Raw genomic sequence first — 26,323 nt, forward strand, 5'->3', positions numbered from 1 at the left:
TTGTAACAAGGTATTAGTAAAATGATTAAAATCACTCTATCATTGGTTCTAAGTAATTCACAATGATAGTGATGTTCAATAGACATGTGCACTTCAGGAGGCATGTATGGCTGGAGTTCTCGATAGTGTTAATCAGCGCACTCAATTAGTCGGAGAGAACCGCCTAGAGTTACTTCTTTTCCGCCTAAATGGCAAACAGATTTATGGAATAAACGTATTTAAAGTGAAAGAGGTGCTTCAATGTCCAAAGTTGACAACGATGCCTCATAGTAGCTCAGTCGTTCGTGGGGTTGCTCATATCCGTGGCGGTACCATTCCAATTTTGGATTTGGGACTAGCGACGGGTGCAAGCCCAATTGAAAATATTGACCAGTGTTTTGTTATTATTACAGAATACAATCGCCGCATTCAAGGGTTCTTGGTTCGTGGGGTTGAGCGTATTGTTAATATGAACTGGAGTGATATTCAGCCGCCACCGAAAGGCTTGTCGAACGATAACTACCTAACAGCAGTCTGTCAGGTAGAGAAGGAGATGGTTGAGATAATCGACGTAGAGCAAATACTGTCGGAAGTCGCACCTACTAGACAACATATTTCAGAAGGTATTGTTACTGGCGAAGTACAAGAAAACGCCAAGCAACACCATATTCTTATCGTAGACGATTCTTCTGTTGCTCGTAAGCAGATAAAACGTTGTATGGAAGATGTGGGTTTTGCGACAACCGTTCTTTGTGATGGATTGGAAGCAATTACCTACTTGAAAAATCTTGTTGATGAAGGCGTTGATATCACATCACAGTTCTCGATGGTTATTTCTGACATTGAGATGCCTGAGATGGATGGTTATACGTTAACGACTGAAGTTCGAAACGACAGTCGATTACAAGACTTATTTATTTTGTTACACACTTCTTTGAGTGGCGTATTTAACGAAGCAATGGTTAAAAAAGTAGGTGCTGATGGCTTCTTGGCGAAATTCCAGCCAGACGAATTAGCCCGAATTGCAATTGAAACCGTTGAAGCTAAAGAAAGCCTAGAGGCGTAATGACACCTCTGTTTTGGAGTTTTGTTGGTGCATAACATATTGGTGCATAACGTAGTATTGGCTTTTGTTAGGGGGTATAAATGTTCAGTAGTACAAATGTAATTACCCCTGCTGGATACGATCGATTTCGAAAGTATTTACAAAAAGTATGTGGCATTTCTCTAAGTGAAAATAAGCAATATTTGGTTGCAAGTCGCTTAGGGAAGTTGTTGGAAAGGGAAGGTTATAATCGAATTGAAGCGCTTGTCGATACATTAGAAGTGGGTCGCAATAAAGCGCTGAAAGAAGAAGTTATTAACGCAATGACGACAAACGAAACACTTTGGTTTCGAGACAGTCATCCCTTTAACATACTGAGAGAGAAGATCTTACCTGAGATGAAAGATAGGCCTTTGAAAATATGGTCTGCCGCTTCGTCAACGGGTCAGGAACCTTATTCCATCAGTATGGTGATTGAAGAATTTAAGGCTTCAAAACCGGGTATACTTAGGCCAGGCGAACGTATCGTTGCCACCGATATATGTACTAATATTTTACAGCATGCAAAACAGGCCGAATACGACAGCTTAGCGATTGCTCGCGGCTTGGGTGCGGATATGCAGCGAAAATACTTTGATAAAGTCAATGATTCTAGCTGGCGCGTAAAGCGTAACCTATCCTCAAGAGTTGAGTTTAAATTTTTAAACTTGATCGAGCCGTTCAGTACGCTAGGAAAGTTCGATGTTATTTTCTGTCGTAATGTGTTGATCTACTTTACTGCGGAAACAAAACTCGATATTTTGCGTAGAATGCATTCTTGCCTTAATCCTGGTGGTTATCTTTTTCTTGGTGGATCGGAAGCCCTGAGCGGTCTTTCTTCTCACTTTGATATTGTTCAATGCCACCCTGGAATTGTTTATAAGGCGAAGTGATGCCAACAAAATTTTATTGAGTGCGTTCTGAAAGGGCGTGTGAGATTGAGTTTGCTAAAAACGTTTATTGGTCGCTTTAGAATAAAAACCCTATGATAGTAATATCGTAGGGTTTTTTGCTTTTCAGGGTCGAAATGTGTTGTGCTTATGCGTCGCTAAATATTGGAGTGGGACATTTATCTTCCCCTACAGCGACGAAATTAAAATGCCCGGTTATGGCTTTTTCAACTTTGTCGCTGTGGAGTTGTTCAAGATAGATGTTTACTTCTACTTTTAATGATGTTCTGCCAACTTTTACCACGCGCGCGACAAGTTCAACTAATATTCCTGTAGGGATAGGTTTGTTGAAGTTGACCTTTTCTGTCGAAATAGTGACAACCTGTTTTCTGGCGAATCGCGTCGCTGCGATATATGCAACTTCGTCCATCCATTGAAGAGCTATACCGCCAAATAGAGTGTCGTAGTGATTTGTAGTGTTTGGGAAGACTACTTTAGCGACACGGGTCTCTGACATGTCTTCGCGTTTTTTAATGAGTAATTGATTCATATGTTGTCATTTCGATCTGTATTAGTCTTTATTGCATCGTTTCTGATGAGCAGCTGCGATGACCGTTTCCGTCCTATAGAACATTTAGAATCCTATCATGAAGCGTTAGCGCGTTCTAAATTGATTAAGTTTGCATCTGTGCAAAAAGAGCCTACACCACATTTGATCTCACTTCCCAATTTACGAGATCGAGTGTTACCCCTTTCTCAATTTGATATTGGGTTACTTGATTTTCTATCACTCCAGCGTTGCGAAGTTGGAGTAATTGCGGGGGAAAAGAACAGTATATTGGGACGCGTCATGCCGACGAGTCAAAGGTTTGTTTATGAACTCAAAATCATTAAAGCCATTGAATCTTGTTCTGTTGGAAATGAAAGCTTAATAAACGAGCTAAATATCATAGCGAAAGCGAAAAGAACTGAGTTACCCAATGCGTTTTCAAATGCTTTATGGGCCGGGGAGGAGGCAGAAGCATTTTTTAGTTTGTCGAATGGTATGATTCCAATGTCACCCGAGCTATCGCAATATCAAGAGTTGATTCGTGCTCTTGAAGGCTTAGTGATCATAAAAAATGACTTACAATCGCTTCCTAATGTAACGAGTAAGGCATTTGAGGCGCATATGAAAGCCGTTCTTGACAGCGAATACGGTGGAAAGTTGCTCGTAACACTTAAAGAACTAGTAAGTTCACTGGAATACATCGCAAAAGCGGTCGAGAGCATTCATGCAAATTCTTCTAATTGTCAGGCCCCTGTGCGTTATTTAAAGCAACAGTTTACAAAATACTATGTAACCATCATTCAGCCTTATATGGCGCGCATCAATCGGGTTGCCTATCAGGTCTTGCCTTATATAAATGAGTTAAGGGAAGGTGCTCAGGGAGTGCCAGAGCAACTGACGTTATTTTTAGCTCAATTTGATGAAGCAGAGCAAAGTGTATGGGGGCGTTATAAAAATGCATCCATTCGTCATGCTCGTGCTTGGAGCGGCCTGTTTCAGCAATGTGGTATCCGGCCTGCCGAAATTTAGAGAAACCTATGTTCGTGACTTCCTGAAAAGGTCTTAGAGAATTTATGCTTTTGCGATGAGTAGGTTGTCTACGGCTTCAACAGCATCGTACGGCGAGGTTCCGCCAACCGCTAAAGGTTCTTGGCTTAAGGCTTTTAGGAGAGCGATGTTTGCAGTTGGGTTGCTTGAAATGCTCTGTGTGAATTGAATTGGACGTGTAACTGCATGCGGTTCATGCTGATTAAGCGGATCAGCTGTCCCTTGTACACTTGGGCCAGGTTGGCTGAAGAGGCTCATAAATAGCGCGAAGTCAGCACTGCCCGAAACCTGACGCCCAGGTTGGGTTCTTTGTGTTAACTGGGATTCGACTATTTCTCTAACGTTCATACTGGCTCTCTTATTGATCACCCATATTATCGGCAGAATTACCTATTCTTTAGAAAATGATTAAAGAGTTCATGAACTTAGCCGTTATTTTCAATATTCGTATAATGAACAAGCAGTTATAAAGATAGTCATAAAGATTGTATGCAATAGGGCGCAAGTCGATTCAAATATTATTGAATCGACTTGTTTCGTCATATCACTGTCGTTCTGGTTAAACATCATACTATAATGCATTGTAGATCAATTGCTTTGCGTCTCCAGAAGTTAATTAGGGTGTAGTGAATGCACGATGTCGATGAGCTAATAAATAATGTGCGTCATAATGAGCAGATTGCGCTTCGGTTCTTTGATATCGAGCGTTGTATATTGTCTATTGGGCGTTGCGATCAATTCGTCTCCACATTGACGAAAGAAGTGCAAAAGCAGTTCAGTGTGCCGTTTGTATGGGTGAATTTGATCAATGAAGCGCCGCTTGCGCATCTGGTGGAAAGTCTTGATAAGAGCACAGGGCTGAAAGATAGAGTCCTGTTTACTCGAAGGAGTGCGTTAATAGATGCAATTGGTGTAGGCAATAAGACGGTACTTGTTAATCAAAATGTCGAAAAGTATCGTGAAATTACGCCGAGTGTTTACCGAGGTATCATTGGCTCGGTTGCTATTTCACCATTAACGATGGACGGTGAAATTGTTGGGCTTTTTTGTCAGGCCGATGAAAGCCCTGATCGTTACGATCCATATACCAAAGATACATTTTTGCTAGATCAACTTGCTATAAAGATTTCCATTTGTCTGAGCAATGTAACAGCACGAGAAAAACTAGAGTATTTAGCCACTAGAGACCCCCTGACTGGGTTACTTAATCGTCGCCAATTAGAGCTTATGCTCGACCGAGAATTTGCTCGATCGAAGCGTCAAAAGCGAGATTTAACCGTAGTGTTTATTGATTGCGATGCATTTAAATCAATAAATGATACGTTGGGGCACAACTGTGGCGATGAGGTGCTAGAATATATTGCAAAGCGTTTGCTGAAGTACATACATAAACAAGGGCTGGCATTTAGGTTTGCTGGCGATGAGTTTGTTTTTGTGACGCCTGGCAAAAGTTATGATCAAGCGATATCTATTGCCGAGTCTATTCACGATTACTTACAAGCGAATCCATTAAGGTATCGCAACAACCTCGTTCCGATTACGATTAGCTATGGCGGTGCGAGTGTTATTTCAGATTCGCCATCAAGTTATAAGCAATTGCTTAAAACGGCTGACGAACGCCTCTATCATTATAAAAATAACCGTAAGAGATTGGTGCCAACCAAGGTGTTTAAATTCCTCAATAAAATACGATAAATGTAATTTACTTACATGATGTGCGATTTGATATTGTGTTTCGGGGTGTTTTTAAGGTTGTTTTGTAGTAAAATTTCAAAAAAATATATATTTTAAGGGTCATGTATGTCTCATGCATTGATTGCTGATTTAGGTGGAACAAATGCACGATTTGCTATTGTTCCCATCCATCAATATCAGCCTCAAGAAGTGCACGTATTCGCGTGTAAAGACTTTGATACGTTTTTCGATGCTGCCAATGCGTATCTAGACGTATGCAGCATCGAGCTCGATGCTATCGATGCTATTGTCTTGGCGATCGCAGGGCCAGTTAATCAAGAAGTGATTTGTTTTACAAACAACACTTGGAAGTTTACTAAAAATGAAATTCAAGCTCATTTTGGTGAAGACAAAGCCGTTGCTTTATTAAACGATTATGACGCGCTAGGGCATTGTTTAGAGATCCTCCCGCAAGAGGATTTGGTGACAATTGGTGAGCCAGAGCACATTGATTCAACTGCCCCTTCTTGGGTTCTCGGCCCTGGTACTGGCTTGGGTGTTGCGTGTGTGGTTCCTCAAGAGGGAAGTGCAAACCTTGTTCTTCCCGGTGAAGGCGGTCATGCAGATCTAAGCAGCAACACGGATCAAGAAGATTATATTCTCACGTTTTTACGTAAGCGCCACCACCGAGTATCTGCAGAACGCGTTTTGTCAGGTATGGGGATTGAAAACATTTATGAAGCCCTTTGTGCTAGAGAAGGGATCGATAAGCGCCTAACTGCTCCTGCAATTGGAGAGGCATATTTGTCGGGAAATGACCCAGTCGCGAAAGAAACAATGGCGCAATTTTTTACATTTTTTGGTCGCGTTGTAGGAAACTTGGTGTTGGCTGTTGAAAGTCGTGGCGGAGTGTATATAACGGGTGGCATTATTCCTCGTTATTTAGACGGATTTAAAGAAAGTGGCTTTAGAGAAGCTATGCAAGAGAAAGGTCGGATGGCAGGCTTTGTTTCACCCATCCCTACTTTCGTTGTGATGTCAGAATATCCCGGGCTGATGGGGTGTGCGAATTACGCTTCCTATCTCGTATCAAAAGCCTAACACTATTGGAGAAAGAGAATGAAGGCCAGTTTAAAAGCCTGTGACGTTGTTATTTTTGGTGGTGGTGGTGACCTCGCCATGCGTAAGCTATTACCTGCATTGTATCATTTGGATATGGATGGGTTGCTTTCTGCGTCAACTCGTATTATCGGTGCGTCACGTCGTGATATGAGTGCTAATGACTACCAAGATAAAGTTCGTGCTGCTTTGGATGAGTTTGTTCCTTCCAGTAAAGAAAATAAAACGGTTTGGAATCGTTTTAAAGAGCGCCTAAGTTACGTTTCTGTTAATGCTCAGGAAGAGTCTGACTTTGTTCGCTTTAATGAACATGGTGTTGGTGGTGATGGTCGCGATGTTGTGTTTTACCTTGCAACCTCGCCTGATTTGTTTGGATCGATCTGTTCATCCCTTGCAAAATGCGACTTGAACCAAGATAGAATGCGTGTCGTTCTAGAAAAACCTCTTGGTCGTGACTTGGCATCTTCTCGTGCGATTAACAATGAAGTTCTCCAAAACTTCGACGAGAATCAAATATTCCGAATTGATCATTATCTTGGTAAAGAAACTGTTCAAAACTTACTCGCAATTCGTTTTGGCAACACTCTGTTTGAGCCTCTTTGGTCAAGTGCGCACATCGATAACGTTCAAATCACAGTATCGGAAACGGTGGGTGTGGAAGGTCGTTGGGGTTACTACAATAAGGCGGGCGCACTGCGCGATATGGTGCAGAACCACCTAGTTCAGCTATTGTGTCTTGTTGCAATGGAGCCGCCTAGTCGAATGGATTCTACCTCTGTTCGAGATGAAAAAATCAAAGTTCTTAAAGCGCTTAGACCTATTGAAGGTGCAAACGCATATACAAAAACAGTTCGTGGACAGTACGCGAAAGGAATGATCGACGGTAAAGAAGCAAAGGGCTTCTTTGACGAAGAAGACAGCAATCCTGAATCTCGCACTGAAACGTTTGTAGCCTTGCGTGCCGACGTTGATAACTGGCGTTGGGCGGGAGTGCCATTTTATTTACGTACGGGCAAGCGTCTGGGTCAACGTTATTCTGAAATTGTGATTCAATTTAAGGCCTTGCCGCACAGTATCTTTAACGATGAAAGTAATCGTGAATTGCAACGCAATCAACTTGTGATTCGTTTACAGCCAGAAGAAAAAATTTCACTGACTGTAATGAATAAAGTGCCGGGTGCAAGCGAAGGGATGAATCTTCAACCTGTAGACTTAAACTTGAGCCTAACAGAAGCATTTAACGATAAGCGTAGCCCTGAAGCGTATGAGCGCTTGTTACTTGATGTTATGCGAAACGATGCAACGTTATTCATGCATTACGGTGAAGTGGAAGCTGCGTGGAAATGGGTAGACGGAATTATGTCTGCTTGGTCGCAAACAAGCGAACGTCCGAAAGAGTACGCATCAGGGTCATGGGGGCCAGCGGCTTCAATGGCGTTACCGATAAAAGACGGCCGTAACTGGCACGATTACTAAGTTAAGGAGTAGGTTCATGACGACATTGACAGCTGCGCAGGTAATGACTGCAACCCCTGTGGTTCCCGTAATTGTTGTAGATGATGTTGAGCAAGCGGTATCTTTAGGGAAAGCATTAGTAGCAGGTGGTGTTCCTGTATTGGAAGTCACATTGCGCACAGAAGCTGCTTTAGAAGCCATTACAGCGCTTCGAAAAGAAGTGCCTGATGCGATTGTGGGTGCGGGTACCGTGTGTTCTCGCGAACAGTACGTACAAGCGATTGAAGCGGGTTCTCAGTTTGTTATCAGTCCTGGAATGACACCAGATTTGCTTGCTGTTGGTAAAGAGTATGATGTGCCATACCTTCCAGCTGTTGCCACTATTTCAGACATCTTATTGGGCATGGAATACGGTTACGATCACTTTAAATTCTTCCCAGCTGAAGTGAACGGTGGAGTGAAAGCGCTCAAAGCATTTGGCGGCCCACTACCTCAAATTAAATTCTGCCCAACTGGCGGCATTAACGAAGCAAATTTCAAAGATTACCTAGCACTTAATAATGTGTTATGTGTAGGTGGTTCTTGGATTGTTCCAACGGATCTTGTTCGTGCTGGTAAGTGGGATGAAATTACTGAACTTGCCAAGTCCGTGAATCAGTAACTTTTACTTATTTTGTTGATAAAAAACCGCCTTTGTGCGGTTTTTTTGTTTTAGAATAGCCGAAAAATGTGTTCATTATGACGACACCAAATAGGTTGTTTTTAGTGTTGCCTGCACAACCTATCTCTTACTTAATCGTATGATATAAAACAATTTTTACTCTTTTGTAGTTAGGCTATTCTGTCTAAGAGAACCTAGTGATAAAGACCGTGCGTATCAGTATCAAGAGTGTTATATAAGGCGATGCTCATCGATGGGATGATAATAGTTTGCGGCCTTGATAAGGCTTGAAGCGGTGAGTTTTTCTACGCCGTATACTTCAACACGACAGTTGTATTTTCCCTTTACTTTGTCGACCAGTATGCTGAAATCGCCGTCACCTGTTACCAAAATGATGACATCGGAATCTTGTGCATGTTCCATTACGTCAATCGTGATTCCGACATCCCAATCCCCTTTGGAAGATCCGTCTGAGCGTTGTATGTAAGGTTTTAGTCTTACGTCGAATCCGATAGCGCGAAGTATATTTTGAAATTGTTTCTGTTTCTCATCGCCTCGATCGATGGCATAGGCAAAAGCATTTTTTATTTCGTACTTAGTGGAAACTTCCGCCCAAAATGCGTTGTAATCAAAGCCACGACGAAATGTCTGGCGCGTGGTGTAATAAATATTTTGAACGTCTACGAAGATAGAAGCGGATGTCATGCAGAAACCAATAAAATAAAAGTAGCCGATAGGTTAACACATATAACCTATCGGCTTAAAAGCCTTGGGGAAATCTCTAATTTAGGCTTCCAGTTCTTTTGGGCTGAGTGCATTTGCAAGTTCTAAATGAGTTAAACAACCTGTTATTTGGTTTTCTTCATTGAGAACGGGCAAAATACTGTTGCTGCTGGACAATGCAAGCGGCAATACCTTTTGAAGATAGTCCCCCTCATTCACACTTAAAGTGTGTTCTATGGGGCTATCGGTTGAACCGTTTTGACACGCTTCAATGCTTCTGGCAGTGACGACACCTTGAAGCATGCCGGCTTTTGTCCATATGACTGCTTTACTAGTGGAAAGCGTGTCATGTAAGTCATCAACGGATTCACAGTCTCGAACTTGTTGTTCTTTTGAGCTCATGATATGGCTAACTTTTAGGGCTTTGGCTCGGTTAACATCTTTTGCAAAATCCCGAACATAGTCGTCAACCGGATTCAAAATGATGTCTTCTGGTGTGCCGACTTGTACCATTTCACCGTCTTTGAGAACCGCAATTCGATCACCTAACCGCAATGCTTCGTCTAAATCATGAGTGATGAAAACAATTGTTTTTTGCAGCTTCTTTTGCAGCTCAATCAATTGGCTTTGCATGTCATAACGGATTAGCGGGTCGAGTGCAGAGAATGCTTCGTCCATCAAAAGGATTTCGGCGTCGGTGCACAAGGCTCTTGCAAGACCAACGCGCTGTTGTTGTCCTCCGGATAGCTGAGAAGGGTATTGGTCTTCATAACCTTCGAGTCCAACTGTTTCAAGCCATTCTTTCGCCTTTTCAGCCCACACTTCTCGTTTTTCGCCTTTTATTGAGAGGCCATAGCCGACGTTATCAAGAACACAATGATGGGGCATTAAACCAAAGTGCTGGAATACCATCGACATTTTATGGCGGCGAAATTGGATAAGGTCTTTCGCAGAATGCGTCAGAATGTCATCACCTTCGACTTTGATTTTTCCCGCTGTGGGATCAATTAGTCGGTTAAAGTGGCGAATAAGTGTGGATTTTCCTGAGCCTGAAAGTCCCATGATAACGAAAATTTCACCCCGTCGGATTGAAAGGTTAATGTCTCTCAATCCGACCGTGTGGCCTGTTTCTGCAAGTACCTCACTTTTGCTCATTCCCTGTTTTACTTTTGGCAAAACGCTTTCAGGAGAGGAGCCAAAGATTTGATAAAGTGATTCTATTTCAATAAGTGGAGACGCTGAATTATCCATTTTGATTGTCTCCTAAATGTCGTTGTGCCCGTTTAGCGTAACTTTGAGAAACGCGGTCAAACATAATAGCCAATGCGACAATCGCCAGACCATTAAGCAAGCCTAAAGTGAAATATTGGTTTGTGATGGACTTAAGGACAGGTTGCCCTAATCCTTTTACACCAATCATAGAAGCGATTACGACCATTGCCAGCGCCATCATAATAGTTTGGTTAATACCCGCCATTATGGTTGGCATCGCCAGAGGCAATTGAACACCAAACAAACGCTGGGTAGGTGTTGCGCCATAGGCGGTTGCTGCTTCGAGAGTCTCTTGCGGAACAAGCCTTATACCTAGATTGGTGAGTCGAATAACGGGAGGGATCGCGTAGATGATAACGGCGATTAACCCCGGTATTTTACCGATACCTAAGAGCATTACGACTGGGATCAAATAGACGAATGCCGGCATTGTTTGCATGATATCCAGAAGGGGGGTGATAAGGGATTGAGCTCGATTTGAGCGTGCCATGAGAATACCAATGGGAACCCCTATTGCAATGGATAAGAATGTACATACCGTAATAATGCTTAGCGTCCGCATTGTGTCTTCCCACATGCCAAAATAGCCTATGGCAAGTAAGGAGACGGTAACGCCCAAGCTAAGCTTCCAAGAACGACTTAAAAAGTAAACGAGAGCAGATATAAAACCAAGGATAAGCCACCATGGAGTGTGAAGAAGAAGGTTTTCAAACCAGATAAGAAAAGAAAGAAGGGGGTCAAAAAACGCTTCTATTTGATCGCCATAGGCACGAGAAAAATCTCGATATGTACCGTCTAGCGCTTTACGAATTCCTAACAACTCCCTGCGGCTCATATCAGGGAATTCAGTTAGCCAAGAATGATCAGACATAGTTGCCTCAAATTGATATTGTTAATATGAAAAGGCGAAACGGGGAATGTGCTTCCCCGCTTTTTTATGAAGAACTATAGGTTGTCTAGCGCTTTGTCTAATTTCGCTTTAACGTCAGCACTTACCCACTTCGACCATATGTCTGAGTGCTCTAGCATAAAGTTCTCTGCAGCGTATTTTCCGTCAGCTTGGTTGTCTTCCATCCAAGCGAGAAGACCATTCATTGTTTCGTTTTTGAATGCACGCTTGCCTAGATACTCGTAGGCTTCAGGAGAGTTATCAGCCAATGAACTTGTGATAACGGTTTGAACTAAAGAAGGCGGATACATGGTTGGTTTTGGTGATAAACAATCTTCTTGAGTCGTACAGCTTGTGAACTCTTCTTTATCAATACCAGAACCAAAATCAACTTTGACCATTTTGTATTTGCCTAGCACGGCTGTTGGAGCCCAATAATAACCAAACCAGCCTTCTTTTCGTTCATAGGCTTTGGCAATGGAGCCAGCGAGTCCTGCGCCGGAACCTGGATCAATCAATTCAAATCCTGCATCGCTCAAATTCATGGCTCTAAACAGGTTTTCGGCAGAGATTTGACAGTTCCACCCGGCAGGGCAGCCGTAAAAACTTGATTTTGTATCGTCTTCTGGATGTGGGAACTCTTTTGCGTATTTAATCACGCCTTCAATAGTCGCCATTTCAGGGTGTTCTTTTACCATGTATTCTGGCACCCAAAAGCCTTCTTCACCGCCGTCCGAAAGGGATTTGCCTGCGATGGCGAGTTTACCCTCTTTAACACCTTTTTCGAGCACATCTTTTAGAGCGTTTGACCAAAGCTCCGGTGCAATGTTTGGCTGACCTTTTTCGATCATGGATGTGCCTGTAGCCATTGTATCGCCGGGAACCAGCTCGGCCTCACATCCATAGCCGTTATTTAAAATGAATTGATCTATGTTGGCGATGAGGGACGCTGAATTCCAGTTCATGTCGGCAATCGTGATTTTTCCGCACTCATGATGTGCTGCAAATGCACTGGAAGCACCCATTGCAATGGTTAGCGAAAGAAGAATTTTACTCTTCATGTTGTTTCCTTTTGATAATAGTTATTAGTGGATGTACGCTAAGTTTCTTTATTAATTTATACCTCTAATCTTTATAGATCAAATAATTGGGATAAAATTGTTTATTAAAAAAACAAAATGGATCTAAGTTGATTGAATTATAATCAATATTTGGTGTTTATAGAGATTGTGTTTTTTTAGATGGTTACAGTTCAAATTATTTTGTTTTTTATGCTTTGCTAATTCGGGAAAGAAGCGTGTGAGCTGATGAGGTTTAAGGTCGTAATTGCTTTAAAAACTGCTGTAAAGAGTAGGTTTTTGAAAGGCGTACGCAAAAGGGTCTGATTGATTTTCAATTAGACTGGCGAAGTGTTTGTTAGGAGAGTTTTGAGTACTGAAATTTAGTAAATTAAAGGAAGGAGTATGACCAACCCAAGGGTGCATGGTGCAACAATGCTTGAGACGGTCTTTTAAGGGCTATTTTTGGAGAGTTAAACGTTAGGTGAATCAATGTCTAACAGTGGAGCAGCGTCGAGCTTTTCTGCATCCATCATCAATGCAATGCGTTGTAAGGTTGAAAGCATTTGAGTTTGCTCCCATCGCTCAAGTGAATTGAATTCATTAATGAATTTTTCATGGAGCAAAGGAGGTGTATTTCCAAGTGTGCTTTGGCCGATTTCAGTTAGACGTGCATTAACGATTCGCTTGTCTTTCTGAGCCCGTACACGCTCGACCAGTTTTTTGTCTTCTAGACGATTTAAAATGGTCGTCACAGTCGCTTGGCTCAGCGACACATTGTCGGAAATTCTGCGTACCGTCACATCACCTAGCTCTTCAATAGCTTGTAGAACCATAATTTGTGGGATAGTTAAGCCACAAGCTTTTACAACTCGCTTGGATTGCAAGTCTGTCGCTCGAATAATACGTCTTAGATTTACTAAAACATCATGTAGGTGCTGTGTATCGGCCATGGCTATTGTGTCGGATCAAAACTAAATTGGAACGGCATTATAATGGCGAAGGTTGATACTTTAAAGAAATAAAACACGGCATATAACAAAAAGCGACATTACTTACGAGTGTAGTGAGCAAAAGCCTCGATTGCATAGGCTCGGGCGGATTTATAATCGATTATAGGCTCTGGGTAACGCGTCTTTTTGCATTGCTCTGGTGTGGGTTTATGTATGTCTTTATCTGATAGGTGTTGAAGTTCCGGTACAAAAAAGCGAATGAATTTTCCTTTCTTATCATAGGTTTCAGATTGTCGAGTTGGATTGAATACTCGAAAATAGGGGGCAGCGTCGCACCCCGTCGATGCACTCCATTGCCAGCCGCCATTATTAGCTGCAAACTCGCCATCAATTAACTGAGACATAAAGTACGCTTCGCCTTTGCGCCAATCCATAAACAGCAATTTTGTTAAAAAACTGGCGGTGATCATACGCAGCCGATTGTGCATCCATCCCGTTTGTTTGAGTTGGCGCATCGCGGCATCGACGATGGGAAATCCCGTTTGTCCGTCGCACCATGCTTGAAAATGGTCTTTGTTTTCTAACCAAACGATGCGTTCTGTTTCAGGCTTAAACGCCTTACGCTTTGATAAGTGTGGAAATTGCCACATAAGTTGGCGATAGAAATCTCGCCAAGCGAGTTCTTTTAGCCAAGTACCCGCTGTCCAATCTTCTCCTGCTTCCTTATTGTGATGATCTCGTAGTGTTGAAAGAAGCTCGCGAGGGCCTATTGCCCCCAGCGATAAATAGGGTGAAAGCAAGCTTGTTCCCGATATGGCTGGAAAGTCTCTTGTGTCCTTATAGTGCGATGCTTTGGTTTCACAAAACGTATTCAGCGATTCTTTTATATGTGTGTAGTTCGCTGGCCAAAGATCGTCACGATAGTGTCTTTTTTCCAACAGTGTGTTTAGAGCTGCGTAGGAACGTAGCTGTGCCTTGGGTGGTTCCTTTTGACCGTTATTGCAATTGTTGGGTAATGCGTCTGGATAAACATAAAAATGGTTTTTCTTTAGAGCATCAAGCCATCGCCGATAAAAAGGCGTGAATACTTTAAAGGGTAATCCTTGCCCATTAAGAACGGGCTGACTGACCAGTATGTCCGGTGCTAATGAATGAACGTTAATATTGTGTTCGCCTAATAACACTTCGACTTGAGCGTCTCTTTGGCGTTCATCATAGGGAAGTTCTGACTGCCACCAGATAGAGTGGCAGTTTAACGCTTGGCACAAGTCAAGTAAGGCCGGAGCACAATCGGAAAAAGCGTTTAGGTGGAGCAGGTGGAATGTAATGTCTTTTGTTGCACTCTTGTCTACTAAAGCTTGAATCAAGGCGAGACGCAGTGATTGCTTCGCAGTTGATTCATCGTATTTACCCCATTGCTCAGGTGTCAACGTCACGACGATGTGCAGTTCGTTGTGATGCGTCACGGACTTATTGCTGTCTGTCGAAAGTCGTTCGTTAGAAGCACCGTAAATCGCTGGATGATCCGTTAATCTAAGGTCGTTTCTTAGCCAAATAAGTTGAATTGACATGTCGTATCTTCCTTAAACATTGTTTCTAATGCCAAGAGGGTTGGGATACGGAGAGAAATAGCGTTGCTGTTTTACATAATCGCTGCCGTATTGTTTTAAATAGTGATGCAAAATGGTCATTGGGGTGGCTAAAAACACTTCTCCGCGACGGTATTGCTCAATCACTTCCAAAATGTCTTTGCGAATGGATGTATCAACGGCTTTTTTCAAATACCCCATTAGATGCATGAGTACATTGCAATGATTACGACGTTTTGCTGGTTGGCTTATCGCTGCCATAAATTCAGCAAAATAGAGAGAACTAAGCTCATTGGCTGAGCGTTTATTTTGTCCGCATAACATCCGGCCCAATGCTTTATAAGCTGGCTGAGAGTGCGCCATAATGAGGTATTTGTAGCGGCTATGGAACCCAATGAGCGCTTTCATTGAAGGGGCGTTTGCAACCGTCAGTCGAAATTCATGATGAGCAAAAACGCGAAGTAGAAAGTTCTCACGAAGCGCAGGATCATTTAAACGACCGTCTTCTTCGACGGGTAACAGAGGGTACTTTTTCATAAGAGCATCAGTAAACAAGCCTCGGGTTCGCATCATGTGAGGGTGGCCGTTTTCTTGATATACCTTAATTCGACTCATCCCGCAGCTAGGAGAGTTTTTCATGACAATGTAACCGTCGAGCTCTGGCATTGCGTCTAAATAATGATTGGAAGCGCCTTTAAACGTTTCTGTTAGGTCTTCTCCCGTTCCTTTTGTGTAGGTCATCACTGGAGATTCAGGGTTTCCAATCAACCTAAGAGTAGGCCTTGGTGTGCCGAACCCTGCTGCCACTTCTGGGCAGAATTTTTTATAATCAAAATACTGACTTAGTGGACCGAGGCAAAACGTCGAACGCGAATGTCCTCCGTTGAACCTGACATTGTCTCCTAACAAGCAAGCGCTAATACCTACGGGGATTTTTTCTGTGAGCTGGTCAGGGTGAAAGGCATCAACTGCATTTACCGTTGAAGGAATAGATCCTTTAGGTTTGTTTGAACTTTCATTTACTGATTTCATCATTCAATCCTCTTATTTTAAGGTATGCAATGTCGTAATTTCGTTCGTTTTAATTCATTTTCTCGATTAAATAGTGAGCACTGAGTAAGGCGCCTTGACCGTCACCCGAGTAGAGCCAATCTCCTGCTATTCCAAGTTTTACCCTTTCATTCCAAACGTGTTCGATTTGGGGAGTTGCGTTCTGTTGGCGTCCAAGGAGCCAGCGATGTGGCTGACCAAATTGGAGGACTTCCAACTGAGTCGTGTGTTTAAACTCATGAACGAGCTGGCTAGCAATCCATTCTTTTGCCGCATCTAGGTGGCGTGTTGCCCATTCTGATGTTGTTTGTATTACCCAAATCTCACTTGAGTCACAGGTTTTTTCTGGTTTGCGGGATTCCAAACAATAGGTATCAATGACGTTGCCGCTGTTTTTTAGCTGATGGCCGATTGGTCGTTTGGGGGTTTCGATCCACATTGCCCATTGTGGCGTTGTATTAGCGCCAGCGCGATGAGCAATATGCAATTGCTCTGAGGCACTTTCTGTTGTGGCAAGTAACATTGCAGTCTGCGCTGGTGGCGCAGTAATGATCAGATTTTCACAGCGGGCGATGGGGGCGTATGCATTGTCTCTGATTAACCAATGTGAGTGTGTTTTTTCGATATGATGGGCGGTTGTGCTTGTAATTAGTGTCGCGTCGCCGAGTAAATAGCGAGTAATTGCGCTGCTTTTAGGTGTTCCCACAAACGCAGTTGATTCGGCATTTTGATCGAGAGTTTCATTCTTATGAGCGTTGTTCCACGGGGCAATGACAGATTGTTCAAGTAATTCGTCTCTCAGTGATTTCAGTTCAGGTGTATTCAGTTGAATGGACGTAAGACCCAGATCCGCATTTAATTGTTTACCACTTACCGTACTTTCCAAGCGTTTACTGCTTGCTCGACCGCCTGTTCCTCGACTTTTTTCGATTACGCACACTGAGTGGCCTTTTTGCATGAGTTTTTTAGCAAGAAGACTGCCTGCTAACCCTGCGCCAATAACGACGGATTGGAAATAGGGTATTTTTTGTAAGGCAGTGTTTTGGGTTGTATTATTCATAATATTTTCTTGTACGATTTTTAATGTTGTATAGGAATATATTTATACAATATAGATCTGCGTATAAGAATATCAAGGAAAATTGCTAAAAAAGTTTTACAATTTTATAATTTGTACAATAAAATATCGGTAAACCTATGAGTTCTGTGTTTGGGAGATTTATATGAGTAGTTCAAAAGAAAATAGCCTTGATAACCCTTTCCCTATACGGACGTTGTCCATGGAAACCGGTGTGAATACAGTCACCCTTCGTGCTTGGGAGCGGCGCTATGGGTTGTTAAAACCGACCCGCACACCGAAAGGCCACCGCCTCTATTGTCAAAGTGATATCGATACGGTTCGCAGTATTGTTCAATGGATTCAAAAAGGTGTACCAGTCGGTAAAGTAAAAGCGCTGCTAGCGAATAGCGAACCAGAAAAGGCTGTGGGAGAAGAGTTCGAGCGGGTGGAAGAGGATGTTTGGTACTTGTATCGAACGCAGTTTCTAGAGTCCGCGACAGCGTATCAAGAATCAAAATTGCTTGCGGCCTTTCAAGAAGTAACAACACAATATCCAGTTGAAATTGTTGTATCACAACTGATAGAACCGATAATGAACGACCTCGCTCGACTGGACGATAATAAAACCGCAAGTCGCTTTTTTACATCTTGTTTGACGAAACAAGTCGCCGTAAACCTGAACTTCTACAGACATCAAGGGAAGAGAAATTCAAAAATATTAGTGCTAAATTCCGCATTAGATTCGGCTTTTTGGTCAGGGTTGATGGCGCTCTTATTGCAAGCTCGAGGGTTCGATCCTATTTGGCTTAGCGATGTGCATAACCCAGTACAGTGGCAATCACTTCTAACGGAGTTAAAGCCGGATAAATGCCTTTGTGTATGTGAGAATGTTCTTCCAGAAAATATAGACAAATACATGGTTCATTTTGGCGAAAGTGACGTGCCTATTGTGATAACCGGATCGGAAATATGGCTGACTTATAAAGATACATTTAAGGAGTTCGGCGACAAAATTCGCGTGTATCCGACATCAATGGATGGCGTTAAAACATTGAGGAGTAGTTCGGGCAGCGGCGCAGAATAGAAAAGTAAAATGGGGCCGAGTCGTAGGTGTTAAAAGCAAATTCTGCTCTTGCAATTGGCATGGGCTAGGTGAAAAATCTGGAATTGAAAGTATCATTTTTGGATAAAGCTTATTTTATGCACACAAACTTCTAGAAACACCCGAATAAAAAGAGGATTCTGGCTTAAAATTTTTACAGCATTGTGACACACTATGTGCCGCGTTTTATTTGCGAAAATCACTATGCAACAGGTATAACATGGCACTTCACACAGTTGAAAAAATCGGCGGCACGTCAATGAGTGACTACCGCTCCGTTAGAGACAATATCATCTTCCAGCCCTCTGTAAGTTCAGATTTTTATAATCGAATTTTTGTGGTTTCTGCTTATGGCGGTATTACTGACAGGTTGTTAGAGCATAAAAAAACGGGAGATGCGGGTGTCTATGCCATGTTTGCCAAAGAGCGAGAGCAAGAAAACTGGCTTTCTGCTTTGCAAGACCTGCGTAACAACTTAGAAGCGATTAACCTTGATCTATTTGGTGAAGGTGACATTCTTGAAGAAGCGAATTATTTTGTAGGTCAGCGCCTAGAAGATGCACAACGTTGTTTAGAAGACCTCAATCGTCTTTGTAGTCATGGACATTTTGCCGTTGCCGAACACCTATCAACCGTACGTGAAATGCTGGCAAGTATTGGTGAAGCTCACAGTGCTTGGAACATGGCTCGCTTGCTAAGACGCGATGGTGTTAATGCGGTATATGTGGATTTAACAGGTTGGCAAAGTCCTTCTCACATGTCGCTTGATGAGCGAATTGTGGCGGAGTTTAAAAACATTGATTTGTCGACTCAGTTACCTATCACAACCGGCTATGCACACAGTGAAACAGGCTTAATGTCGACGTTTGATCGAGGTTATTCTGAAATGACGTTTAGTCGCATTGCCGTATTAACAGAGGCAAAAGAAGCCATCATTCACAAAGAGTTCCACCTGAGCAGTGCGGATCCTCGCATGGTTGGAGAAGGAAACGCCGTGCCTATTGGCCGCACCAACTATGATGTTGCAGACCAGCTTGCGAATTTAGGTATGGAAGCGATCCATCCCAAGGCCGCTAAAGGTCTGCGTCAAAGCAAAATTCCTTTAAGAGTAAAAAATACGTTTGAGCCGGATCACACCGGAACGCTTATTACGGGTGATTACGTCAGCGACTCTCCTTGTGTCGAAATCATAGCCGGGTGTCGCAGTGTCTATGCGATTGAAGTGTTTGATCAGGAAATGACGGGTGATATAGACATATTTGATACTGCAATCATGAAAGTGCTTCGTCAACTTAACGCACACATCATTGCAAAAGACATCAATGCGAATACGATCACTCATTACCTTGGTGTGAATCTAAAGAACTTGAAACGCATTATGGCTATTTTACAAGGTCAATTTCCTGATGCGGAAATTAGCCAGCGTAAAGTGGCGATTGTATCAGCGATTGGTTCGGATATGAAAACAACAGGAATGCTTGCTAAAGCGGTTAAAGCTATCGCCGAGCAGGACATTAATGTCATTGCTATGCACCAATCAATGCGTCAGGTTGATATGCAGTTTGTGGTCGATGAATCAGACTTTGAGGCGGCTATTAAAGCATTGCACAAAGAGCTGGTGGAAGTTCATGAGCATGGGCGTGCAATCTGTTTGGCTTCCTAAGCGGTCGGACGTATTAAACGTTTGACGCTAAGATAAGCTGTAGCTTAAAAAATGAGTGCCTAAAAACAATAGAAAACATGAGTAATACTCTGTTTTCTATTGTTTTCTATTATATTAATCTGCTTTCTTTTTCTTTATTTTGCATCCATAAATGTGGGTTAGTCCCTGAATTCAAGTTCGAAGTGCGACACTTTTCATTTCAAGCCGCTAAGCACATCTCTTTCTTGGACGAAAATTGATACGTGTCATCGCCCAATGAATGACGTCATCTTCAATCTCTCTAGTCACGCAGAAGAGTTTTTCCAGTACCTCAAAGATAATTTGATTGCCTGTATATAGAGGGCAAAACCACCCCCAAAATGATGTCCATCGGCATGCATTGCCGAACGCTAGGCAAACCCAGTCGCTTCATGGCACTGAAAAAGTTTTTAGATTACGTTGAATCCCATGACAAGGTCTGGATAGCCAAACGAGGAGACATTGCTGAACATTGGATTAATAACCACCCGCCAGAGTGGTAAGACCTAAATAGCACTAAAAAAGAGCGCTGCACGGTCTAATAACGCGCTCTTTTAGATCAAGGTCAACATATGATTTATCTAGTAATAACGAATTCGATTCAAATAAGCTTCGCTTTTCACCTGGTTCTGATACCTCAAAGGCGTCTCTGATACCAACCTTTTGAACTCCCGCAAAAAATGCGATTGATCACTAAAGCCAAGATCACAAGCTAAATCAGAGAACACCACTTGCTGCTTATGGTTGATGTCATAAATAGCCGATTGGCAGCGAATAATGCGGCAAAATGCTTTAGGGGACATGCCTATTTCATCTCGAAATAGACGCTGAATAGTACGGAGGGTGTAGCCGGTTAACTCTTCTAAATCAGCCAGTCGTATATTGCCTTTTTGCTCACAAATATAACGAATCACCATAGCCGAGAGCGCTGAAAACTGGCGTGATCCTTTGCTCGAAAAAAAACTTTCCGCAACTGACACTTGATCAGAAAAGCATTTTGCATCAACCACTTGCTCAAACATTTTCTGAGCTTTTGGTGCCATATCTAACAAGTTAAACTGATGTTCCACTAAGTCTTCTGCACCAATATCAAATAGATCTGAAATGATACCAGTCTCAAAACGCACACCAAAATATCGGTGTCGATGAATAAACTCAGGGTTGGTTGCTTCTAATGTCGTACCACAAACACGGGCAACTGGATTGGATTCATCACAGTCAAAAACAATATCAACACATCCGTCAGGAATGGCAAAGGCAGTTTCAGCCGATTTATCAGCATCAAAACGATAATAATGCGAAATTTCTGGCTGAAAAGAGGGGCTCACTGAAAAGTCTTGTTCTGCGCTCAACACAAACCAAGGTTGTTTTGAATGAATACAAGACACCTGATCAATAACAGAAACTGACAACATGTTTCAGGCCTCAAGCAAATCAATAAAAACTTGAAGCAGCAAGATAGGTGCCAGATTGTTTGCACCTAAACTTTTTTTACAATGTCGCAAATATTCAATACGAACCGATTATCTCTCTCTAGGATCAACTCTATCTGCTGTTTTTAAGTCGTTAGGTGCCTTTCAGTAACCTAATGTCCTAACTCCCATTCACCCAAGCAGATGAAAAATAATGATGACAAAGCTGAGGCATACCAATGTCAGATAATACCAAAATAGATTTTATCTACCTTTCTGAACAAGACATGATCAAGGCCGGCGTAACGGATATGCCGAAATGTGTGGACACCATGGAAGAAATGTTTGTCCTGCTGCATCAAGGTGACTATCGAATGGCTGGGCCAAACAGTGACTCTCATGGCGCCATGATTACTTTCCCTGAAGAGTCCCCTTTTCCAACCATGCCTAAACCAACCGCAGACCGTCGTTTAATGGCCATGCCAGCCTACTTAGGCGGTGATTTTCAGACTTGTGGCGTGAAATGGTATGGCTCAAACATCGCCAATCGTGAAAAAGGCCTACCCCGTTCAATCCTAATGATGATCTTGAATGACATCGATACCGGCGCACCATTGGCTTACATGTCTGCCAACCTTCTGTCTGCCTACCGTACAGGTGCTATTCCAGGTGTCGGTGCTCGTCATCTGGCTCGTAAGGATTCCAAAGTCATTGGTTTGCTTGGACCAGGTGTCATGGGGAAAACCTCTGTTGCTGCTTTTATGGCTGCTTGCCCTGACATCGACACCATTAAGATCAAAGGCCGAGGTCAAAAGAGCCTAGACGACTTCATTGCCTGGACCAAAGAAACCTTCCCTCAAATTACCAACATCCAAATCGTTGACAGCATTGAAGCCGTGGTCCGCGATTCTGACATCGTCACTTACTGTAACTCAGGTGAAACGGGAGACCCATCGACTTACCCAATGGTAAAACGTGAGTGGGTAAAAGCCGGGGCTTATTTAGCCATGCCTGCCAGCTGCAGCCTTGACGACGATATGAGCAAAGACGATGTCCGTAAAGTCTTAGACAGCTCAGGTTTATACGAAGCTTGGTACGAAGAAGTGCCGAAGCCAGCTCACAACCATATTCCTCTAGTGGGCATGCGTTTCATGGATATGATCGAAGAAGGCTCGATGAGCAAAGATAAACTAGAAGATCTTACCGAGATTGTGGGTGGCGCGACACCTGGCCGCCAGAACGATGAAGAAATCATCGTGTTATCAGTTGGTGGCATGCCAGTAGAAGATGTGGCGTGGGCGACCAAAATTTATCGCAATGCCCTAGAGAAAAACATAGGGGTAAAACTGAACCTTTGGGAAACCCCTGTTCTTAGATAAGCCCACCAACGTGCCTCAATTTACGAATCACTGAGGCACTTTTTTCACTCTTTAGGTAAGACAAATGACTGACATTATCAAAGTAAAAACCGGTTCAAAGTTCGAAGAAATTGGCAGCTATTCACGCATCGTTGCCGTTGATAACTGGATTTATGTCTCTAACACCGCAGGTCGCAACCCAGCAACCAAAGCAATCCCAGACGACGCGCTAGAACAAACAGAACAGGTCTTTAACAATATTGAAGCCGCATTAGCCGCTGTCGATTCATCGTTAGCGGACGTTGTAATGTCACGAGTCTTCATTCAAGACCCGGCAGACACCCACAAGGTAATGGAATACATCGGCTCTAAATTCCGTGGCATTAACCCAGCCACCACGGTGACTTGTCCACCACTCGGCTCAACCGTTTACAAAGTAGAGCTGGAAGTCACCGCGTTTCGCGGCGCATCAACAGCCAATGTAAAAGAAATCCAAATCGCTCAATAACCTGTTGGGCGTTGTTTATCCCAACGCCCAATTTTATTTAGGTAATGTTTTATGACAAAAGCACTTGATGCCGTCGCAACGAATAACCAACTACCCAGCTCAACGTCTGTCGTCATCATCGGCGGCGGCATTGTCGGTATTAGTGCCGCACTCACTTTAGCGGAACGAAATGTTCCTGTTGTGTTAATTGAGAAAGGTCATATCGCTGGCGAACAATCCTCACGTAACCTTGGTTGGATTCGTAAAACCAGTCGTCACTTGCACGATGTTCCTTTAGCTCAAGCGGCTGACAAGCTTTGGGCAGAAATGCCAGAACGCCTTGGACAAAGTGTTGGCTATCACCAATCTGGCATTATGTTTCTGTCTAAAACAGATAAAGAATTGGCCATGCACGAAGCTTGGTTGAAGTCAGTTGAATCCCTTGATTTAGGTTCAAAAATGCTCAGTTCAAAAGAAATTGAGCAACGAGTACCAGGTGGTCAAGGTGATTGGAAAGGCGGTATTTTTACCGCTTCTGATGGTCGAGCTGAACCCGCTATTGCTACCAGCGCGATGGCGAAAGCCGCCATCGAAAAAGGTGCCATCATCATCCAAAATTGTGCAGTTCGTACCTTATCAACGAGCGCAGGCAAAGTCAGTGGCGTGATCACAGAGCAAGGTGAAATTCGCTGTGATCAAGTGCTATTAGCTGGCGGCGCTTGGTCTCGACGCTTCTTAGGGAACTTAGGCGTTGCCTTACCGACCTTACCCTTGATCTGCTCGGTTTTCCGCACTAAGCCAATGGAAGGGCCAACAGACATTGCGGTAGGCGGACCGGACTTCTCCTTTCGAAAGCATCAAGACGGTGGGTTCATTATCACTCAGCGCGGTAAATTAGACGCTCCTATTACCTTGGATCATTTATTGATTGGTCATAAATATCTAGACCAGCTGAAAGCTCAGCGAAGTTTTTTAAATGTGTCTTTTGGCAAAGCCTTTTTTAACGACCTGATGCAATCTCGTCGCTGGAAGGCGGATCAAATTTCTCCCTTTGAAAGGCATCGCACTAACGATCCTAAATTCAACCCTAATCTGAACCAAGATGCTCTAAATAATTTGACTCAGGCCTGGCCGGTTTTTGCTAAAGCGCAAATCGACGAAGCTTGGGCTGGTCTGATCGATGTAACCCCTGACTCGAATCCTGTCATTGACCATATTGCTGCTCTTCCAGGCTTAACGGTCGCTACTGGTTTTTCTGGTCATGGATTTGGCACCGGGCCCGCAGCCGGTCAATTAGCCGCCGATTTGGTGACGAATTCGACTCCGCTGATTGACCCAAGTCCCTATCGGTTTGATCGACTCTAAGAAAAAACGTTTAAACGTTTACACACAAAAGGAACCAAAAAATGACCGATATGACTCAACCTAAAAACGCTCGACCAGCGGCTTCTGCCGCCCCCATGAATCCCATTAAAAAACTAGGCTTACCCACCATGATGGCCATCTGCGTCGGCTTGGTAATCGTTCAAGGCGCAATGATCTCAGCCTTACAAGGCATAGGAATTGGTGGTATGGCCTTCATTGCCGCCATGATAACGGCATTGGTCTTAGCGCAATTTAACGCGATGAGCTTTGCAGAACTATCATTAATGTTTCCTGAAAAAGGCACATTAGCTACCTACACGCAAAAAGCCATCGGACATTTTCCAGCGATTGTTTCCGTCTTTGCTGGTTATGTGGTTGTCGCTATCTTAGCTCTACCAGTTGAGATGTTTCTCGTGGATGCCATGTTAGGGCAACTCTTACCTGGGTTCTTACCAGAAAAAGCAGCGCCACTTATTATTCTTGGCTTGTTCACCATTACCAATTTAATTGGTACAGATGTGTTCGCTAAGGTTCAAAACCTGCTTGCCTTTATTTTGATTACAGCTTTGATCTTAATCGGTTTGGTCGCTATTACTGGCGCAGGCGAGCCACACCCAACTCTAGCTGGTCCAAGCGTTGATTGGAGTTTTGGTGGTGTATTAGATGGCAGTTTCATTGGCTTAGTTGGTTTAGCGCTTTGGACTATGGTTGGTGTAGAATTCATTTGTCCTTTGGTCAATGATGTCAAAACACCAAATAAAAACATCCCACGTGCGATGCACCTTTCCCTATTTATGATTTTCTTCATTTTCCTAGGGTTTACCTATGGTGCTAGTTTGTACTTAGACATTCCTAGCTTACTGGAATCTCCGTTACCTTACCTTGATTACGCCAATGCCGTATTTGGTCAATCTGGTTTAATCATTGCGACGGTAATGGCCTTGGCCGCAACGTGCAGTACTATGAACACGGTTCTAGCAGCGGTTCCAAGAATGCTTCAAGGTATGGCGGATCAAGGTCAGGTCTTCCCAATGCTAAAGAAAACGAATCGATTTGATGCCCCATGGGTCGGCACTTTGATGATCAGTGTTGGTGCCAGTATTCCTTTCTTTGCATTCAGCATTGACTCATTAATCGTACTGGTCATTGCCGCCACCACAAGCTGGTTGTTAGCCTATTGTGTTGCTCATATTAATGTCATCGTATTACGTAAGCGTCATCCCAACCTGTCTCGTCCATATCGTACACCTTTCTATCCTTTGCCACAGATACTAGGTTTGGCGGGCATGCTATATGTGGCTTTAAACAACTCACCGACACCAGAAATGACGCAAATGGTTTACAGCATTACCGGTGGCATTTTACTGGTCATCAGCATTATTGCAGCTGTCTGGGTGAAGTTTGTTATGAAGCGTGGCTTATTTGAAGTCGACGCAGATTAATATCTAGAAATAAGACCAACATAGATGTAGGTCATTAGGGCTTACTCAGAAGCTTTTTCTGAGTAAGCCCTAAATTGTTTTTGGTTAAGTTCTGAAAGTCAATCTTGGCATATTGGACTTCAAAACTTGGCTCGGTTAAAGAGAAAATTACCACAGGATGCCTTGTCATTAGGACAACGCAGCAGTAGAAGTTGTCATAGCTCAATGGACTTTGTCGTAGCTTATCTAGTTGAGTTACGAAAGAGCACCTTTTCAAAGGGTGCCTTTATTTTTAGCGCCAAGATCTTTAGCTTAACTCTTATAAACCATCAGCCATCTGATTTATTGATACTTGTTAATTAGGAGTCACCCTACATATGATGTTTGGCAACAAAAAACGGATTGAACTTGAAACAGCTCTAACTGAAGTACAAGAAGAGAAGC

Annotated in this window: 24 protein-coding genes and 1 pseudogene; 14 read left to right on the forward strand and 11 right to left on the reverse strand. The window is 43.1% G+C overall.

Annotation, left to right across the window (positions count from 1 at the left end; genetic code table 11):
* The first annotated feature begins 106 nt into the window (after positions 1 to 106).
* A complete protein-coding gene (locus DFP79_RS09070; RefSeq protein WP_133503636.1) occupies positions 107 to 1,045 on the forward strand; it encodes a chemotaxis protein CheV in 939 nt (312 codons plus the stop codon).
* A gap of 80 nt (positions 1,046 to 1,125) precedes the next feature.
* Positions 1,126 to 1,956: a CheR family methyltransferase gene (locus DFP79_RS09075; RefSeq protein WP_133503637.1), complete on the forward strand. Its 831-nt coding sequence runs from the start codon at positions 1,126 to 1,128 to the stop codon at positions 1,954 to 1,956.
* Between the two features lie 145 nt (positions 1,957 to 2,101).
* Here DFP79_RS09075 and DFP79_RS09080 read toward each other — a convergent pair whose 3' ends face one another.
* On the reverse strand, positions 2,102 to 2,503 hold the full coding sequence (locus DFP79_RS09080; protein WP_133503638.1) for an acyl-CoA thioesterase: 402 nt from the start codon (positions 2,501 to 2,503) through the stop codon (positions 2,102 to 2,104).
* On the opposite strand from DFP79_RS09080, the gene DFP79_RS09085 reads away from it, so the two are divergent.
* Complete coding sequence (locus DFP79_RS09085) at positions 2,504 to 3,532, forward strand: DUF3080 domain-containing protein (RefSeq protein WP_133503639.1); 1,029 nt, start codon at positions 2,504 to 2,506, stop codon at positions 3,530 to 3,532. It begins immediately after the preceding gene.
* A gap of 42 nt (positions 3,533 to 3,574) precedes the next feature.
* On the opposite strand, the gene DFP79_RS09090 is transcribed toward DFP79_RS09085, so the two are convergent.
* On the reverse strand, positions 3,575 to 3,898 hold the full coding sequence (locus DFP79_RS09090; RefSeq protein ID WP_133503640.1) for a hypothetical protein: 324 nt from the start codon (positions 3,896 to 3,898) through the stop codon (positions 3,575 to 3,577).
* 282 nt (positions 3,899 to 4,180) lie between these two features.
* Between DFP79_RS09090 and DFP79_RS09095 the strand changes: the two genes are divergently transcribed.
* From DFP79_RS09095 to DFP79_RS09110, 4 genes are all read left to right on the forward strand, one after another.
* Positions 4,181 to 5,245 (forward strand): sensor domain-containing diguanylate cyclase, encoded by a 1,065-nt coding sequence (locus DFP79_RS09095; RefSeq protein WP_133503641.1) that lies wholly within the window; start codon positions 4,181 to 4,183, stop codon positions 5,243 to 5,245.
* Between the two features lie 105 nt (positions 5,246 to 5,350).
* The gene (gene glk / locus DFP79_RS09100; RefSeq protein WP_133503642.1) at positions 5,351 to 6,325 is read left to right on the forward strand and encodes a glucokinase; all 975 of its coding nucleotides are present in this window, start codon (positions 5,351 to 5,353) and stop codon (positions 6,323 to 6,325) included.
* 18 nt (positions 6,326 to 6,343) lie between these two features.
* Positions 6,344 to 7,819: a glucose-6-phosphate dehydrogenase gene (zwf, locus tag DFP79_RS09105; RefSeq protein ID WP_133503643.1), complete on the forward strand. Its 1,476-nt coding sequence runs from the start codon at positions 6,344 to 6,346 to the stop codon at positions 7,817 to 7,819.
* A gap of 16 nt (positions 7,820 to 7,835) precedes the next feature.
* A complete protein-coding gene (locus DFP79_RS09110; protein ID WP_133503644.1) occupies positions 7,836 to 8,459 on the forward strand; it encodes a bifunctional 4-hydroxy-2-oxoglutarate aldolase/2-dehydro-3-deoxy-phosphogluconate aldolase in 624 nt (207 codons plus the stop codon).
* Positions 8,460 to 8,690: 231 nt separating this feature from the next.
* Here DFP79_RS09110 and DFP79_RS09115 read toward each other — a convergent pair whose 3' ends face one another.
* The 8 genes from DFP79_RS09115 to DFP79_RS09150 form a co-directional block, all read right to left on the reverse strand.
* Positions 8,691 to 9,164 (reverse strand): LabA-like NYN domain-containing protein, encoded by a 474-nt coding sequence (locus tag DFP79_RS09115; protein WP_133503645.1) that lies wholly within the window; start codon positions 9,162 to 9,164, stop codon positions 8,691 to 8,693.
* A gap of 81 nt (positions 9,165 to 9,245) precedes the next feature.
* The gene (locus DFP79_RS09120; protein ID WP_133503646.1) at positions 9,246 to 10,433 is read right to left on the reverse strand and encodes a quaternary amine ABC transporter ATP-binding protein; all 1,188 of its coding nucleotides are present in this window, start codon (positions 10,431 to 10,433) and stop codon (positions 9,246 to 9,248) included.
* Positions 10,426 to 11,325, reverse strand: coding sequence for an ABC transporter permease (locus DFP79_RS09125; protein WP_133503647.1), 900 nt, complete (start codon positions 11,323 to 11,325; stop codon positions 10,426 to 10,428). Before DFP79_RS09125 ends, DFP79_RS09120 begins: the two co-directional genes overlap by 8 nt.
* Before the next feature lie 74 nt (positions 11,326 to 11,399).
* Entirely contained in the window at positions 11,400 to 12,404 is a 1,005-nt protein-coding gene (locus DFP79_RS09130) for an ABC transporter substrate-binding protein (RefSeq protein ID WP_133503648.1), read from the reverse strand.
* Positions 12,405 to 12,874: 470 nt separating this feature from the next.
* Positions 12,875 to 13,354: a MarR family winged helix-turn-helix transcriptional regulator gene (locus tag DFP79_RS09135; RefSeq protein ID WP_133503649.1), complete on the reverse strand. Its 480-nt coding sequence runs from the start codon at positions 13,352 to 13,354 to the stop codon at positions 12,875 to 12,877.
* 98 nt (positions 13,355 to 13,452) lie between these two features.
* A complete protein-coding gene (locus DFP79_RS09140) occupies positions 13,453 to 14,925 on the reverse strand; it encodes a cryptochrome/photolyase family protein (RefSeq protein WP_133503650.1) in 1,473 nt (490 codons plus the stop codon).
* Positions 14,926 to 14,937: 12 nt separating this feature from the next.
* Entirely contained in the window at positions 14,938 to 15,978 is a 1,041-nt protein-coding gene (locus DFP79_RS09145; protein WP_133503651.1) for a YbgA family protein, read from the reverse strand.
* Between the two features lie 46 nt (positions 15,979 to 16,024).
* Positions 16,025 to 17,053 carry an NAD(P)/FAD-dependent oxidoreductase gene (locus DFP79_RS09150; RefSeq protein WP_133503652.1) on the reverse strand — a complete coding sequence of 343 codons (1,029 nt, stop codon included), beginning with the start codon at positions 17,051 to 17,053 and terminating at the stop codon, positions 16,025 to 16,027.
* A gap of 163 nt (positions 17,054 to 17,216) precedes the next feature.
* On the opposite strand from DFP79_RS09150, the gene DFP79_RS09155 reads away from it, so the two are divergent.
* The 3 genes and pseudogenes from DFP79_RS09155 to DFP79_RS09165 all read left to right on the forward strand — a co-directional run.
* Positions 17,217 to 18,137, forward strand: coding sequence for a MerR family transcriptional regulator (locus tag DFP79_RS09155; RefSeq protein WP_133503653.1), 921 nt, complete (start codon positions 17,217 to 17,219; stop codon positions 18,135 to 18,137).
* A gap of 238 nt (positions 18,138 to 18,375) precedes the next feature.
* Entirely contained in the window at positions 18,376 to 19,818 is a 1,443-nt protein-coding gene (locus DFP79_RS09160) for an aspartate kinase (RefSeq protein ID WP_133503654.1), read from the forward strand.
* Between the two features lie 288 nt (positions 19,819 to 20,106).
* Positions 20,107 to 20,339: pseudogene (locus tag DFP79_RS09165) on the forward strand (allantoinase); the annotation flags it as partial.
* Between the two features lie 78 nt (positions 20,340 to 20,417).
* Here DFP79_RS09165 and DFP79_RS09170 read toward each other — a convergent pair.
* The gene (locus tag DFP79_RS09170) at positions 20,418 to 21,251 is read right to left on the reverse strand and encodes an AraC family transcriptional regulator (protein WP_133503655.1); all 834 of its coding nucleotides are present in this window, start codon (positions 21,249 to 21,251) and stop codon (positions 20,418 to 20,420) included.
* 236 nt (positions 21,252 to 21,487) lie between these two features.
* Here DFP79_RS09170 and DFP79_RS09175 point away from each other — a divergent pair, with 236 nt between their 5' ends.
* The 4 genes from DFP79_RS09175 to DFP79_RS09190 all read left to right on the forward strand — a co-directional run bounded on the left by DFP79_RS09175 (position 21,488) and on the right by DFP79_RS09190 (position 25,900).
* Positions 21,488 to 22,627: an ornithine cyclodeaminase family protein gene (locus tag DFP79_RS09175; protein ID WP_133503656.1), complete on the forward strand. Its 1,140-nt coding sequence runs from the start codon at positions 21,488 to 21,490 to the stop codon at positions 22,625 to 22,627.
* Between the two features lie 64 nt (positions 22,628 to 22,691).
* Positions 22,692 to 23,114, forward strand: coding sequence for a RidA family protein (locus DFP79_RS09180; RefSeq protein ID WP_133503657.1), 423 nt, complete (start codon positions 22,692 to 22,694; stop codon positions 23,112 to 23,114).
* Between the two features lie 51 nt (positions 23,115 to 23,165).
* Positions 23,166 to 24,458 (forward strand): NAD(P)/FAD-dependent oxidoreductase, encoded by a 1,293-nt coding sequence (locus tag DFP79_RS09185; protein ID WP_133503658.1) that lies wholly within the window; start codon positions 23,166 to 23,168, stop codon positions 24,456 to 24,458.
* A 41-nt stretch (positions 24,459 to 24,499) separates the two neighbouring features.
* Positions 24,500 to 25,900, forward strand: coding sequence for an APC family permease (locus DFP79_RS09190; protein ID WP_133503659.1), 1,401 nt, complete (start codon positions 24,500 to 24,502; stop codon positions 25,898 to 25,900).
* Positions 25,901 to 26,323 lie beyond the last annotated feature (423 nt).

This window comes from Marinomonas balearica (assembly GCF_004362145.1).
Lineage (GTDB): Bacteria > Pseudomonadota > Gammaproteobacteria > Pseudomonadales > Marinomonadaceae > Marinomonas > Marinomonas balearica.

Bases quoted from the DNA above. Each gene is read 5' to 3' on its own strand.
- DFP79_RS09130 (WP_133503648.1), bottom strand. From the start codon at position 12,404: ATGAAGAGTAAAATTCTTCTTTCGCTAACCATTGCAATGGGTGCTTCC.
- DFP79_RS09070 (WP_133503636.1), top strand. From the start codon at position 107: ATGGCTGGAGTTCTCGATAGTGTTAATCAGCGCACTCAATTAGTCGGA.
- DFP79_RS09140 (WP_133503650.1), bottom strand. From the start codon at position 14,925: ATGTCAATTCAACTTATTTGGCTAAGAAACGACCTTAGATTAACGGAT.
- DFP79_RS09160 (WP_133503654.1), top strand. From the start codon at position 18,376: ATGGCACTTCACACAGTTGAAAAAATCGGCGGCACGTCAATGAGTGAC.
- zwf (WP_133503643.1), top strand. From the start codon at position 6,344: ATGAAGGCCAGTTTAAAAGCCTGTGACGTTGTTATTTTTGGTGGTGGT.
- glk (WP_133503642.1), top strand. From the start codon at position 5,351: ATGTCTCATGCATTGATTGCTGATTTAGGTGGAACAAATGCACGATTT.
- DFP79_RS09145 (WP_133503651.1), bottom strand. From the start codon at position 15,978: ATGATGAAATCAGTAAATGAAAGTTCAAACAAACCTAAAGGATCTATT.
- DFP79_RS09110 (WP_133503644.1), top strand. From the start codon at position 7,836: ATGACGACATTGACAGCTGCGCAGGTAATGACTGCAACCCCTGTGGTT.
- DFP79_RS09125 (WP_133503647.1), bottom strand. From the start codon at position 11,325: ATGTCTGATCATTCTTGGCTAACTGAATTCCCTGATATGAGCCGCAGG.
- DFP79_RS09120 (WP_133503646.1), bottom strand. From the start codon at position 10,433: ATGGATAATTCAGCGTCTCCACTTATTGAAATAGAATCACTTTATCAA.
- DFP79_RS09190 (WP_133503659.1), top strand. From the start codon at position 24,500: ATGACCGATATGACTCAACCTAAAAACGCTCGACCAGCGGCTTCTGCC.
- DFP79_RS09095 (WP_133503641.1), top strand. From the start codon at position 4,181: ATGCACGATGTCGATGAGCTAATAAATAATGTGCGTCATAATGAGCAG.
- DFP79_RS09080 (WP_133503638.1), bottom strand. From the start codon at position 2,503: ATGAATCAATTACTCATTAAAAAACGCGAAGACATGTCAGAGACCCGT.
- DFP79_RS09115 (WP_133503645.1), bottom strand. From the start codon at position 9,164: ATGACATCCGCTTCTATCTTCGTAGACGTTCAAAATATTTATTACACC.
- DFP79_RS09090 (WP_133503640.1), bottom strand. From the start codon at position 3,898: ATGAACGTTAGAGAAATAGTCGAATCCCAGTTAACACAAAGAACCCAA.
- DFP79_RS09180 (WP_133503657.1), top strand. From the start codon at position 22,692: ATGACTGACATTATCAAAGTAAAAACCGGTTCAAAGTTCGAAGAAATT.
- DFP79_RS09170 (WP_133503655.1), bottom strand. From the start codon at position 21,251: ATGTTGTCAGTTTCTGTTATTGATCAGGTGTCTTGTATTCATTCAAAA.
- DFP79_RS09150 (WP_133503652.1), bottom strand. From the start codon at position 17,053: ATGAATAATACAACCCAAAACACTGCCTTACAAAAAATACCCTATTTC.
- DFP79_RS09185 (WP_133503658.1), top strand. From the start codon at position 23,166: ATGACAAAAGCACTTGATGCCGTCGCAACGAATAACCAACTACCCAGC.
- DFP79_RS09175 (WP_133503656.1), top strand. From the start codon at position 21,488: ATGTCAGATAATACCAAAATAGATTTTATCTACCTTTCTGAACAAGAC.
- DFP79_RS09135 (WP_133503649.1), bottom strand. From the start codon at position 13,354: ATGGCCGATACACAGCACCTACATGATGTTTTAGTAAATCTAAGACGT.
- DFP79_RS09075 (WP_133503637.1), top strand. From the start codon at position 1,126: ATGTTCAGTAGTACAAATGTAATTACCCCTGCTGGATACGATCGATTT.
- DFP79_RS09155 (WP_133503653.1), top strand. From the start codon at position 17,217: ATGAGTAGTTCAAAAGAAAATAGCCTTGATAACCCTTTCCCTATACGG.
- DFP79_RS09085 (WP_133503639.1), top strand. From the start codon at position 2,504: ATGTTGTCATTTCGATCTGTATTAGTCTTTATTGCATCGTTTCTGATG.